Origin of the sequence: Shigella sonnei (assembly GCF_002950395.1) — a bacterium.
GTDB lineage: Bacteria > Pseudomonadota > Gammaproteobacteria > Enterobacterales > Enterobacteriaceae > ECMA0423.
The window spans coordinates 3,809,992-3,823,524 of the sequence record NZ_CP026802.1 but is presented as its reverse complement, the minus strand read 5'-3'; the positions used below and the strand labels follow the sequence as shown (position 1 = coordinate 3,823,524).

Below are 13,533 nucleotides of genomic sequence, written 5' to 3'. Positions count from 1 at the left end.
CAGCATCACTTTTAAACACAGGACATCTTTGATGATAAGGCAGGTTATCCAGCGAATAAGCAACCCTGAAGCAAGCATCGAGAGCTTGCAGGAACGGCGTTTTTGGTTGCAGTGTGAGCGTGCTTACACCTGGCAGCCGATCTATCAAACATGCGGACGGTTAATGGCCGTGGAGCTATTAACGGTGGTCACGCATCCCTTGAACCCTTCGCAACGCCTGCCGCCGGATCGCTATTTTACTGAAATCACCGTCAGCCATCGGATGGAGGTTGTGAAAGAGCAGATTGATTTGCTGGCGCAAAAAGCCGACTTCTTTGTAGAGCACGACCTGCTGGCATCGGTCAATATTGATGGCCCTACGCTCATCGCCCTGCGTCAGCAACCAAAAATCCTGCGCCAAATTGAGCGTCTTCCCTGGCTGCGTTTCGAACTGGTGGAACACATCCGCCTGCCGAAAGATTCAACCTTTGCCTCGATGTGTGAATTTGGCCCGCTGTGGCTGGATGATTTTGGCACCGGGATGGCAAATTTCTCTGCGCTAAGTGAAGTGCGTTATGACTACATCAAAATCGCGCGAGAGCTGTTCGTGATGCTGCGTCAGTCGCCGGAAGGCCGCACACTCTTTTCTCAGCTTTTACATCTAATGAATCGCTATTGTCGCGGGGTGATTGTCGAGGGCGTAGAAACACCGGAAGAGTGGCGTGATGTTCAGAACTCGCCCGCATTCGCCGCACAAGGCTGGTTTCTTTCACGCCCGGCACCGATGGAAACGCTGAATACGGCGGTTCTGGCGCTATAAGCTGCCTCATTTTCCGCTGGGCTGGACTATCTTTAGGACTGGCACAGGAAGAATATGAGGAAGCGAACGATGAGCAAGGCAGGCAAAATAACCGCTGCGATTTCAGGGGCTTTCTTGTTGTTGATTGTCGTGGCGATCATTTTGATTGCAACTTTTGACTGGAATCGACTCAAACCGACCATCAACCAGAAAGTCTCTGCGGAGTTGAATCGTCCGTTCGCTATCCGTGGCGATCTGGGCGTGGTGTGGGAGCGGCAAAAACAAGAAACTGGCTGGCGCAGCTGGGTGCCGTGGCCTCATGTACATGCAGAAGACATCATTCTTGGTAATCCACCGGATATTCCCGAAGTCACGATGGTGCATTTGCCGCGAGTAGAGGCAACGCTGGCACCGCTGGCGCTGCTGACCAAAACGGTCTGGCTGCCGTGGATCAAGCTCGAAAAGCCCGACGCGCGCCTGATTCGCCTCTCCGAAAAGAACAATAACTGGACGTTTAATCTTGCCAACGATGACAACAAAGACGCGAATGCAAAGCCGTCGGCATGGTCGTTTCGGCTGGATAATATTCTTTTCGATCAAGGGCGGATCGCCATTGATGACAAAGTAAGCAAAGCGGATCTGGAAATTTTTGTTGATCCGTTAGGCAAGCCGCTGCCGTTCAGCGAAGTTACTGGATCGAAAGGTAAAGCGGATAAAGAAAAGGTGGGCGATTACGTTTTTGGCCTGAAGGCGCAGGGACGTTATAACGGTGAACCGCTCACGGGTACGGGAAAAATAGGCGGTATGCTGGCGCTGCGTGGCGAAGGGACGCCGTTTCCGGTACAGGCTGATTTCCGTTCAGGTAATACCCGTGTTGCTTTTGATGGCGTCGTGAATGACCCAATGAAGATGGGCGGTGTCGATTTACGGCTTAAATTTTCTGGCGATTCACTGGGTGATCTCTATGAACTGACGGGCGTTCTGCTGCCCGATACCCCGCCGTTTGAAACGGATGGTCGGCTGGTAGCGAAAATCGACACTGAAAAATCGTCGGTCTTTGATTATCGCGGTTTTAATGGGCGAATTGGCGATAGCGATATCCACGGTTCTCTGGTCTACACCACCGGAAAGCCACGACCAAAACTGGAAGGTGATGTCGAGTCGCGGCAATTGCGGCTGGCGGACCTGGGACCGTTGATTGGCGTTGATTCCGGGAAAGGGGCAGAAAAGTCGAAACGGTCTGAACAGAAGAAGGGCGAAAAAAGCGTTCAGCCTGCGGGCAAAGTGCTGCCTTATGACCGCTTCGAAACCGATAAATGGGACGTTATGGATGCCGATGTTCGCTTCAAAGGGCGGCGCATTGAGCATGGCAGTAGCCTGCCGATTAGCGATCTTTCTACTCATATCATCCTCAAAAATGCTGACCTGCGCCTGCAACCGCTGAAATTTGGCATGGCGGGCGGCAGCATTGCGGCGAATATTCATCTGGAAGGCGATAAAAAGCCGATGCAGGGGCGGGCAGATATTCAGGCTCGTCGACTGAAACTGAAAGAACTGATGCCCGATGTGGAACTGATGCAGAAGACGCTGGGGGAAATGAACGGTGACGCGGAACTACGCGGTAGCGGTAACTCGGTGGCGGCGCTTTTAGGCAACAGTAACGGCAACCTGAAACTGTTGATGAATGACGGGCTGGTGAGCCGCAACCTGATGGAGATTGTTGGGCTGAATGTCGGCAACTACATTGTCGGTGCGATATTTGGTGACGATGAGGTGCGGGTGAACTGCGCGGCGGCGAATCTGAATATTGCCAACGGCGTGGCGCGCCCGCAGATTTTTGCTTTCGATACTGAGAACGCGTTGATTAATGTTACCGGCACGGCAAGTTTTGCTTCAGAACAGCTGGATTTGACTATTGATCCGGAGAGTAAAGGGATTCGGATTATCACACTGCGTTCGCCGCTGTATGTGCGTGGGACGTTTAAAAATCCGCAGGCTGGGGTGAAAGCCGGACCGCTGATTGCCCGTGGTGCTGTTGCTGCGGCACTGGCAACGCTGGTAACACCGACGGCGGCGTTACTGGCACTGATCTCACCTTCCGAAGGGGAGGCTAATCAGTGTCGGACGATATTGTCGCAGATGAAGAAGTGATGATAATTGCCGGATGTCTGACATCCGGCAATTAAACAGATTTAGATTTTTGGCAAAGTGTGCTTTGTTCATGCCGGATGCGGCGTGAACGCCTTATCCGGCCTACAAATCCTTGTGAATTCAATATATTGTATGGAAATTCAGTCCTGATAAGCGTAGCGCATCAGGCTTTTCACACTTATTACAACGACTGATGTCGCGTCTCATGGGTCAGCAGCAGGGCGATTAACGTCAAGCCAGCCATCGCCGCCAGATATAACCCCACCGCACCTAACCCGTAGTTAGTCTGCAACCAGGCTGCGATATACGGTGCAATGGAAGCCCCGAGAATCGACGCTACGTTGTAAGAGAATGATGCTCCGGTGTAACGCACTTCTGTTGGGAACAGCTCTGGTAACAGCGCGCCCATCGGCCCGAAGGTCAGCCCCATCAGACTTAACCCCAGCAGCAGGAAGGCAAAAACCAGAATCGGGTTGCCAGAACCGAGCAGCGGGTTAAAGGCGAACAGCGCGAACAGGATGATCAGCGTGGTGATAATTACCATGCTTTTACGGCGACCAAAGGCATCAGCCAGTAATCCGGCGACTGGCACCATCACGCCAAAACCAATAACTGCCATCATCAGCATCCACAACACTTCGTTACGCGGCAGGCCAAGCCCAACTGGCGCGGCGGCGGTACTGAAGGTCATAGAGTAGACCGTCATGATGTAAAACAGCGTATAGGTTGCCAGCATGATGAACGTACCCAGTACGGTTACGCGAACATGTTTGGTCAGCAGCGTACCCAGCGGGATCTTCACCTGTTTTTTCGCTTTAGCGACTTTCTCAAACACCGGCGACTCATGCAGCGACACGCGAACATACAGGCCGATAATGACCAGTACCGCCGAGAAGATAAATGGCACACGCCAGCCCCAGCTCATAAACTGCTCGTCGGTCAGTAGCCAGGAAAGCAGCAAGAAAGTGCCGTTGGCAAAGAAGAAGCCAATCGGTGCGCCCAGCTGTGGGAAGGAGCCATACAGTGCACGTTTGCGCGGTGGGGCGTTTTCAGTCGCCAGCAGCGCCGCGCCGCCCCATTCACCGCCTAAGCCCAGACCCTGACCAAATCGAGCCAGCGCCAGCAGCAGCGGGGCGAAAATACCAATCGTGGCATAGCCCGGCAGCAGACCAATCACCACGGTTGAAATCCCCATCGTTAGCAACGAGGCGACCAGCGTCGCTTTACGCCCAACGCGATCGCCAAAATGACCAAAAACGGCAGAGCCAATGGGGCGCGCGACGAAGGCGATGGCGAAGGTGGCGAGCGACTGTAGCGTTGCTGCCGTTGGATCGCCCTGCGGGAAGAAGATATGCGGAAACACAATAACGGCCGCAGTGGCGTAAATGTAAAAGTCGAAGAACTCAATGGCCGTGCCAATGAGAGAGGCGACAAGGACTTTATTACGCGAGTTGATCGGCGTGTATTCTTGCTCGTGGTCGAGTGTTGTGGCTGTTGCTTGCATAATCTTTTCTTATTTTTTGGCTAACGAATAGCCATATTACGCACAGCAAAAGTGATATTTCAATGTGTAACAAATCGCGGAAATGGTCAAAAACCAGGCAAAAAGGGGATAATGTTTAGGCCAGTGATTTTTCTTCTATGAAATGCTTCACATAATTTTATAAATAGTGGATAAAACTAGTTTCAGGTTAAATAAAAGTTACCAACTGGATTTATATGCTGGGGTTATGAGTTGGAATGAAATTGTTTGCTCCCAAATAGATGGCTGAAGAGGCTCTGGGGAAGAGTTTCAAGAGGTTATGTGCGCATTATAGCCGGATGCGATGCTGGCGCATCTTATCCGGCCTACGGGGAGCCAGGCCGAATAAAATCGTATGCCGGATAAGGCGTTTACGCCGCATCCGGCCTATTTTAAGGCTGCGTTTTCCCTGGCATTCGCGGGTCGTCTTTATATTCGGCGGTGGCAATCCACGCCGCGCAAAACAGCGTCAAACGGGCGAAGAAGTAGAAAAATGCCATCAGCCCCAGCACGGAACCAAATGCTGCGCCAGAGGGGGATTTCATCAGCGATGGCAGGGTGTAGGTCATCACGATTTTAATCACTTCAAAACCAATAGCAGCCAGAAATGTTCCGCGAATCAGGGCTTTTTTGCGCGGACGGTGGCGCGGTAACCGCCAGAAGATCCAGAAGAAAAGCAGATAGTTGGCGAAGATGGAAATCGCCAGGCCAATCAACCGCCACGTCGGTTTCAGCCACTCAATGCTGTTCAGGTGCAGGGCGCTAATAATCATTTGCTGCGCCGAACCGGCAACCGAGGTGATCGAAAGCGTCACAATCAGCGCAATCAACAAACCAATCAGCGAAATAAAATCACGTAGATATTTTACCCAGAACTTCTCCTGATCTTGCGGCGAGCGTTCCCAGACATCGCGCGACTGGGCGCGAATCGCTTCACGCAGGTTACCCATCCAGTTGATGCCGGAATAAAGCGCCACGGCCAGGCCGACAAGCCCTACAGTCGTACGCTGCTGAACGGCGGTGTTGATGGTGTTTTTCAACGTGGCGGCTAGCGTCGGATCGCTGATGTTTTGCAGAATTTTGTCGAAGATATCCTGTAGCAACATCGGATGGGAGGCCAGCACAAAGCCCCCTGCGGCAAACGACACCATCAAAATCGGGATCATCGACAAAAATGAGAAATAGGTGATAGCCGCACCAAACTGGTTACCCAGCCGATCGTTAAAGCGTTCTGTCGCGCGAATCAGGTGCGCAATAACCGGTTGGCGTTGGACTTTTTCGGCAGTGGTGGTGACGGTTTCCAGCGCCTGGCTAACTTTGCCGCCTTTCTCGCTATTATCCAACTGCTTAATCGGCTCGTGCTCCAGATCCTGGGTGGGACGTTTGATCTCGTTTTCCTGCGTCATCCGCTCTTTTGTCCTTCTGTTGTGGTCATTCTTAAAAAGTATAGTCGGTCAGTCCAGGTACTCTTTCATTACGCCAGCCAGCCACTGCATAAACAGGTTTACACGCCGGGAAAGCTCCCGACGCTGCGGATAAACCAGCGAAAGGGAGAGCGGCTCGGCACGGTAGCCTGGCAACACTTCAATAAGCTGCCCGGCACGCAGGGCTTCGCGCACGGCAATGCGCGGGATCTGAATAATCCCCAGACCGGCAAGACCGGCGGCGAGATAGTTTTCGCTACTGTTTACTGTCAACATGCCGCCAGACTTAAACCACTGGACGCCATTAACGCTGGCAACCTCAAAACCTAACGGATGTACACCCAGGTGCGGTGTATAACGCACCATTGCGTGTGAAGTCAGATCATCGGGGCTTTGCGGATAACCAAAGCGCGTCAGATAGTGCGGACTGGCACAGTTGACCATGGTCAGTTTGCCGAGGGGACGGGCGATAACGCCATCTTCCGGTAACGCGCCAGTGCGTATCACGCAATCAAAACCATCATGAAGAATATCTACCGGACGGTTATGGCTACTCAGTTCCAGCTCAATTCCCGGATGCTGATAGAGAAATTCCGACAGACGCGGCAGTAACAGGTTTTTCGCGATTCCTGACGGGATGTCGATGCGTAATTTACCGCTGATACTGGTGGCATCCTGTTGAAACAGACCGTCCAGTTCGCTGAGATTACTCAACACATCTTTTGCCCGTTGATAATAGGTCATGCCTTCTGGCGTGAGTTTGACCCGTCGCGTAGTGCGCTGGAGAAGCTGGGTGCCAAGTTGATGTTCCAGTGCCTGTATCTGGCGCGAAACACTTCCCTTTGGCAAAGCAAAGAAATCCGCCGCGCGGGAAAAACTTTCCAGCTCCGCGACTTTGATGAACAACTGCATTGCGTGAATTTTATCCATTTCTTTGACCGATTGTTGTTCACAGCGAAACAGTAACGCGCATATCGCATTGTTTATTGTTTTTTCTAACATCTAATGCCGGGTTTCACAATGTTGTCATGACGAATGTGGCGATTTCTCAGCAGGAAAAGGGCGGAATAGCTTTATGAGAAAGGTGAATCCCCTTAAACAGAGCGTATTTTTCAGTGATTCCCTTTAAAGTGAATAGAGGACGTATTGGCTATTTGTGCTTATTTTTGTCTCATTGCCATTTGTTATTTTGGCTTGTAGTCGCGGAATTTCATTTTTAATTGCATGCGTACTAACCACCAATATAAGGAAATCCTCAAAATTGTTTTAAATAGTGCCCTCGACATGTAATTTCAGGCGTTTAGCTGTAACTATTTATATCGGTAACTATTTTCTACGCGTCATCTCTGTAGAATGGCCACCGCCAAATGGCGAATTCTTATTTTTTCTCGCGGGTAATACCCTTCCACTACTTAAGTCTTTTTAACGTATTCAGGTGGAGATTCAGTTATGCAAATAGTCATGTTTGACAGGCAGTCAATATTTATTCATGGAATGAAAATCAGTTTACAGCAGCGTATTCCAGGAGTGAGTATTCAGGGGGCCAGTCAGGCAGACGAGTTATGGCAAAAGCTGGAAAGTTACCCTGAAGCCTTAGTTATGCTCGATGGCGATCAGGATGGTGAGTTTTGCTACTGGTTGCTGCAAAAAACCGTGGTGCAGTTTCCTGAGGTTAAGGTGTTAATCACGGCGACGGATTGCAATAAACGGTGGTTACAGGAAGTTATTCATTTTAATGTGCTGGCCATTGTGCCTCGTGATTCAACCGTCGAGACATTTGCGTTGGCGGTAAATAGTGCGGCGATGGGGATGATGTTTCTGCCTGGAGACTGGCGGACGACGCCGGAAAAGGACATTAAAGATCTCAAATCGTTAAGCGCCCGCCAGCGGGAGATTTTAACCATGTTAGCGGCGGGCGAATCAAATAAGGAGATCGGCAGAGCGCTGAATATCAGTACCGGAACGGTAAAAGCGCATCTGGAATCCCTGTATCGCCGTCTGGAAGTGAAAAATCGCACCCAGGCGGCAATGATGTTAAATATCTCCTCCTGAAGTAATGCCAGTCAGTTAAGCAACTGACTGGCTCTTTTTCGGGGCTGTGGGGTATTTCCAGGGCCTCTCCTTTACCACTCTCGGGAAGGCCCTTTCCCTTCTCGTCGGTAATTTCACAAGTTGTCCCATACTTGCAAGATCGCGCATCAGCTCCGGTATACGTCCCGGTGAAGCGCCCTGCAATGTCATCAGCATTCTCATCACCATTCCGCATGATTCTGAGAAACTCAGTTGATTCGGCCAGTAACCTTTCAGATGTTCCGCCATTTTAATCATCTGATATCTCACCAGATTATAAGCCAGTAAGACACCCCACAGCTCTTGCTCCACAAGCTCCGGCTTTTTACTTCTCAGCGTCAGCCTGCTCAGTTGCATCGTCTGTTTTATCTCCCTGTATCCCAGTTCGATTTCCCAGCGATGACTGTACAGATCCGCCATTTCTCCTCCGGGGAAGCGCATGGCGTCCGTCATCGACGTCAGCAGATGGCAGACTTTTCCTTTGCGCGTCACGGTCAGCAGGCGGGCTGTCACTTCATTTCCCAGTCCCGGCCACTTTTTTCGTGCCTGCGGGCTGGTTTTCAGCTTCACCAGATGATCGCCTTTACCCAGTTTTCTGAGCTCTTCATATTGCGCTCCCTTTCTGAGAGGTATCATCCAGTGGCGGTGTTCTCCCGCCAGGCTCCAGGCATTTAACAGTCCCAGTGAGTAATAACCTTTATCCATTAACGTCAGAGTGTTATCGCCGGTTTGTTCTATAAGTTGCTCAGCAAGCTCATTTTCGCTGTTCTTCATCGTGCCGAAGGCTGCAGCCGTCAGCAGATGGCTGGTCAGTTCCATCTGGCAGACCATTTTGACCTGCGGGTAGAGCGCCGGGTTCCCGGCATGTGTCTGGCGGGGGAAGGCTGCATCGTTCTCTGGTGTATCCGGTGTGCGCCAGAACACACCATCGATGGCCAGCAGGGTCAGGCCGCACCAGTGCGGATGCGGCGTGGCGTTATGCCAGAGCTGCGCTGTTTTCGTGAACACGCGGCGGACAGCCTCACTTCCCAGGCGCTGGCGGGCCTGAATAACGGCACTGGGGGCAACGAAGGGGCGATTGCCCGGCAGCATGATGTCCAGGCGATTCACAATCTGGTGAAGAGGTTCTTTACGCTCAAGCGCCATGCCAACAATACACCAGACCATCATTTCGAGGGGAAGACGGCGCTTGCGTAGCGTTACAGTACCTGATTCGGCAAGGCAACGAGAGATGAGTTCGGGGTCGAGGTAATCCCCCAGAGAAGTCAGTGGGTTACGCAGAGAATCGTAACGGGATACCAGATCAAGAGCCTGTCCAATGTGCATAAAAAAATCCGGAAACAAGTGAGCGTTTCCGGATTCTTACACAGCCACTGGATCGGTCAACTGATCCTTAACTGATCGGCATTACACCGGTCGGCAGCCCTTTTTTATCTATGATAGTGATTACTCAACCGTAACCGATTTTGCCAGGTTACGCGGCTGGTCAACGTCGGTGCCTTTGATCAGCGCGACATGGTAAGCCAGCAGCTGCAGCGGAACGGTGTAGAAGATCGGTGCAATCACCTCTTCCACATGCGGCATCTCGATGATGTGCATGTTATCGCTACTTACAAAACCCGCATCCTGATCGGCGAAGACATACAATTGGCCGCCACGCGCGCGAACTTCTTCAATGTTGGATTTCAGTTTTTCCAGCAATTCGTTGTTCGGTGCAACGACGATAACCGGCATATCGGCATCAATAAGCGCCAGCGGACCGTGTTTCAGTTCACCAGCAGCGTAGGCTTCAGCGTGAATGTAGGAGATCTCTTTCAGCTTCAATGCGCCTTCCAGTGCGATTGGGTACTGATCGCCACGGCCCAGGAACAGTGCGTGATGTTTGTCAGAGAAATCTTCTGCCAGAGCTTCAATGCGTTTGTCCTGAGATAGCATCTGCTCAATACGGCTCGGCAGCGCCTGCAGACCATGCACAATGTCATGTTCAATGGAGGCATCCAGACCTTTCAGGCGAGACAGCTTCGCCACCAGCATCAACAGCACAGTTAACTGAGTGGTGAATGCTTTAGTGGACGCCACGCCGATTTCCGTACCCGCGTTGGTCATCAGCGCCAGATCGGATTCGCGCACCAGAGAAGAACCCGGAACGTTACAGATTGCCAGCGAACCAAGGTAACCCAGCTCTTTCGACAGACGCAGGCCCGCCAGGGTATCCGCGGTTTCGCCAGACTGTGACAAGGTGATCATCAGGCTGTTACGACGCACGGCAGATTTACGATAGCGGAATTCAGAGGCGATTTCGACGTCGCACGGAATACCTGCCAGCGATTCAAACCAGTAGCGGGAAACCATACCGGAGTTATAAGAAGTACCACAGGCGAGGATCTGAATATGCTCAACCTTCGACAGCAGTTCGTCGGCGTTCGGTCCCAGCTCGCTTAAATCAACCTGACCGTGGCTGATGCGCCCGGTAAGGGTGTTTTTTATCGCGTTCGGCTGTTCGTAGATCTCTTTCTGCATGTAGTGACGGTAAATACCTTTATCGCCCGCGTCATATTGCAGATTGGATTCGATATCCTGACGTTTTACTTCCGCGCCAGTTTTATCGAAGATGTTTACCGAACGGCGAGTGATTTCCGCAATATCGCCCTCTTCAAGGAAGATAAAGCGACGGGTCACCGGCAACAGCGCCAGCTGGTCAGAAGCGATAAAGTTTTCGCCCATACCCAAGCCAATCACCAGCGGACTACCAGAACGTGCCGCCAGCAGGGTATCCGGGTGACGGGAGTCCATGATCACTGTACCGTACGCACCGCGCAGCTGCGGGATAGCACGCAGAACAGCCTCACGCAGAGTCCCGCCTTGTTTCAGCTCCCAGTTCACCAGATGGGCAATCACTTCGGTGTCGGTTTCAGAAACGAAGGTATAGCCACGCGCTTTTAACTCTTCACGCAGCGGTTCATGGTTTTCGATGATGCCGTTATGCACCACCACAATGTGTTCAGAAACATGCGGATGCGCGTTAGCTTCTGAAGGTTCACCGTGGGTCGCCCAGCGAGTGTGAGCAATACCGGTGCCGCCATCCAGAGGATGTTCTTCCGCTGCCTGAGCCAGCATCTGGACTTTACCGAGGCGACGCAGGCGGGTCATATGACCTTCCGCATCAACAACGGCCAGACCGGCAGAGTCATATCCGCGGTATTCCAGACGACGTAAACCTTCAAGAAGGATTTCTGCTACATCACGTTGCGCGATCGCGCCAACAATTCCACACATAGTTTTTGATTCCGATTTATATCGTTGTCGGTCAACCTGTATGCCCGTTTTTTCGGGCGCCCCGAGCCTTGTAGAGAGTGGGGTTATTTTTATAGTTACTGCTTGTGGGAGGGAGATTATGTTATCTCCTCATCCCAGATGACCGGATTACCCGGCCAGAATTACTTTTTCTTTACCGGACGACGCCAGCCTTCTTTCTGAGTCTGCGGCACACGGCTGATAGCTAATGCATTTTCGCCGACATTACGCGTCACAGTTGTACCCGCAGCAATGGTCGCGCCTTTGCCTACTGTTACCGGGGCCACCAGCTGAGTGTCGGAACCGACAAACACATCGTCGCCGATAATGGTCTTAAATTTATTCGCACCATCGTAGTTGCAGGTAATGGTTCCCGCGCCGATGTTAACGTTATCGCCAATTTCCGCATCGCCCAGGTAAGTCAGATGCCCGACTTTCGAGCCTTTACCCAGACGCGCTTTTTTCATCTCAACGAAGTTACCAACGTGTGCACCTTCCAGCAACTCAGCACCAGGACGCAAACGAGCAAACGGGCCAATAGTACAGGCCGCTGCCAGATTCGCGTCTTCCACAACGGTATACGGACTGATTTCGCAATCATCGCCAATCACGCTGTTTTTAATCACGCAACCGGTGCCGATTTTCACGCGATGACCGAGAGTCACGTTGCCCTCGATGATAACGTTAGTATCAATTTCAACATCGCGCCCGTGAGTAAGCGTACCGCGCAGATCAAAACGCGCCGGATCGCGCAGCATAACGCCTGCTAACAGCAGTTTTTCAGCCTGTTCGGACTGGTAAACGCGCTCCAGACGGGAGAGTTGCAGGCGGTTATTCACACCTTCTACTTCGCTTAAACGTTGCGGATGAACGGCGACGATTTCACGCCCTTCCTGATACGCCAGCGCAATAATGTCGGTGATGTAGTATTCGCCCTGAGCATTATTGTTGGTCAGCTTCGCCAGCCAGCGTTTCATATCTGCGCCGTTAGCGATCAGAATGCCGGTGTTGATCTCCTGAATCTGACGCTGCTCGTCGGTGGCATCTTTGTGCTCAACAATGCCGGTAACTTTGCCATTTTCACGGGTGATACGTCCATAACCGGTCGGATCATCCAGTTTCACCGTCAGCAGACCAATGCCACCCTGCGGTTTAGCATCACGCAGGCGCTGGAGTGTTTCGACAGAGATCAGCGGCACGTCGCCGTAGAGCATTAAAATGTCTTCATCATCGGCAAAGAAAGGTGCGGCCTGCTGCATTGCATGACCCGTACCCAGCTGCTCTGCCTGAAGCACCCAGTTAAGGTTGTCGTCTTTCAGCGCCTGTTTAAGCAGATCGCCGCCGTGACCGTACACCAAGTGAACGTGCGCTGCGCCTAATTCATTCGCAGCATCAATGACATGCTGAACCATCGCTTTCCCGGCAAGGGTATGCAGCACTTTCGGAAGATCGGAATACATGCGCGTGCCTTTGCCTGCGGCAAGGATCACTACGCTCATAGCATTATTCAACATACGCGTCCTGACTGTAATTTGAGAACGAATTTAAACCGCTTCACCTTGAAAAAACTACATTTTTTTCATCGTGAAATGGACAGAGGATAAATTGTTCAATAACGGATTATCCCCGCTGACGAAAGTGCCATTTTCGACCATCGTCACGCCTTTTGTCTGCAGAAAATTAAGGCAGTACCTTCATTTAAGCGTCAGGTGGATGTTTTTGCTCTTATTTCGATCAATGAATAAACGGGAAAACAGGGGTGTTTTATATCAGCAGGATCTATGTGAACGCTCTTCAGGACGGATCACGCGTAAAAAAAAGCCAGCCTGTTTCCAGACTGGCTTTTGTGCTTTTCAAGCCGGTGTTACATCGCTTTTTTGGTCAACTCGATAACGCGCAGCTGCGCGATCGCTTTGGCCAGTTCCGCAGACGCCTGAGCGTAATCTACGTCGCCGTGAGAGCTGCTAATGTGCTCTTCAGCCTTACGTTTCGCTTCCATGGCTCGCGCTTCGTCGAGATCCTGGCCGCGAATTGCGGTGTCGGCCAGAACGGTCACGTTGCCAGGCTGCACTTCAAGAATGCCGCCAGACAGATAGATAAACTCTTCGTGACCGTGCTGTTTCACGATGCGAATCATACCAGGCTTAATGGCGGTGAGCAGCGGTGCGTGGCCAGGGTAGATCCCCAGTTCACCTTCGCTACCCGTTACCTGGATTTTCTCGACCAGACCAGAGAACATTTGTTGCTCTGCGCTGACGACGTCCAGGTGGTAAGTCATTGCCATATCACCCTCC

General features: G+C 51.8%; 10 protein-coding genes. 3 read left to right on the top strand and 7 right to left on the bottom strand.

The window, feature by feature from the left end:
• The first annotated feature begins 31 nt into the window (after positions 1–31).
• Together pdeH and C1P89_RS19760 are read left to right on the top strand one after the other, a co-directional pair.
• A complete protein-coding gene (pdeH, locus tag C1P89_RS19765; RefSeq protein WP_014334089.1) occupies positions 32–799 on the top strand; it encodes a cyclic-guanylate-specific phosphodiesterase in 768 nt (255 codons plus the stop codon).
• A gap of 69 nt (positions 800–868) precedes the next feature.
• Complete coding sequence (locus C1P89_RS19760) at positions 869–2,929, top strand: AsmA family protein (protein ID WP_005143947.1); 2,061 nt, start codon at positions 869–871, stop codon at positions 2,927–2,929.
• A 181-nt stretch (positions 2,930–3,110) separates the two neighbouring features.
• Here C1P89_RS19760 and C1P89_RS19755 read toward each other — a convergent pair whose 3' ends face one another.
• The 3 genes from C1P89_RS19755 to C1P89_RS19745 form a co-directional block, all read right to left on the bottom strand.
• On the bottom strand, positions 3,111–4,433 hold the full coding sequence (locus C1P89_RS19755; protein WP_001149001.1) for an MFS transporter: 1,323 nt from the start codon (positions 4,431–4,433) through the stop codon (positions 3,111–3,113).
• 410 nt (positions 4,434–4,843) lie between these two features.
• A complete protein-coding gene (gene yhjD, locus C1P89_RS19750) occupies positions 4,844–5,857 on the bottom strand; it encodes an inner membrane protein YhjD (protein ID WP_000191257.1) in 1,014 nt (337 codons plus the stop codon).
• A 48-nt stretch (positions 5,858–5,905) separates the two neighbouring features.
• Entirely contained in the window at positions 5,906–6,805 is a 900-nt protein-coding gene (locus C1P89_RS19745) for a LysR family transcriptional regulator (RefSeq protein ID WP_005138114.1), read from the bottom strand.
• Positions 6,806–7,324: 519 nt separating this feature from the next.
• Here C1P89_RS19745 and C1P89_RS19740 point away from each other — a divergent pair.
• A complete protein-coding gene (locus C1P89_RS19740) occupies positions 7,325–7,927 on the top strand; it encodes a helix-turn-helix transcriptional regulator (protein WP_001167676.1) in 603 nt (200 codons plus the stop codon).
• 15 nt (positions 7,928–7,942) lie between these two features.
• Here C1P89_RS19740 and C1P89_RS19735 read toward each other — a convergent pair whose 3' ends face one another.
• The 4 genes from C1P89_RS19735 to C1P89_RS19715 form a co-directional block, all read right to left on the bottom strand.
• Entirely contained in the window at positions 7,943–9,289 is a 1,347-nt protein-coding gene (locus C1P89_RS19735) for an IS4-like element IS4 family transposase (RefSeq protein WP_000483769.1), read from the bottom strand.
• A 102-nt stretch (positions 9,290–9,391) separates the two neighbouring features.
• The gene (gene glmS, locus C1P89_RS19730; protein WP_000334042.1) at positions 9,392–11,221 is read right to left on the bottom strand and encodes a glutamine--fructose-6-phosphate transaminase (isomerizing); all 1,830 of its coding nucleotides are present in this window, start codon (positions 11,219–11,221) and stop codon (positions 9,392–9,394) included.
• A gap of 161 nt (positions 11,222–11,382) precedes the next feature.
• Positions 11,383–12,753, bottom strand: a complete 1,371-nt coding sequence (glmU, locus tag C1P89_RS19725) for a bifunctional UDP-N-acetylglucosamine diphosphorylase/glucosamine-1-phosphate N-acetyltransferase GlmU (RefSeq protein WP_000933742.1) — start codon at positions 12,751–12,753, stop codon at positions 11,383–11,385.
• A gap of 350 nt (positions 12,754–13,103) precedes the next feature.
• Positions 13,104–13,523 carry a F0F1 ATP synthase subunit epsilon gene (locus C1P89_RS19715; protein ID WP_001251965.1) on the bottom strand — a complete coding sequence of 140 codons (420 nt, stop codon included), beginning with the start codon at positions 13,521–13,523 and terminating at the stop codon, positions 13,104–13,106.
• Positions 13,524–13,533 lie beyond the last annotated feature (10 nt).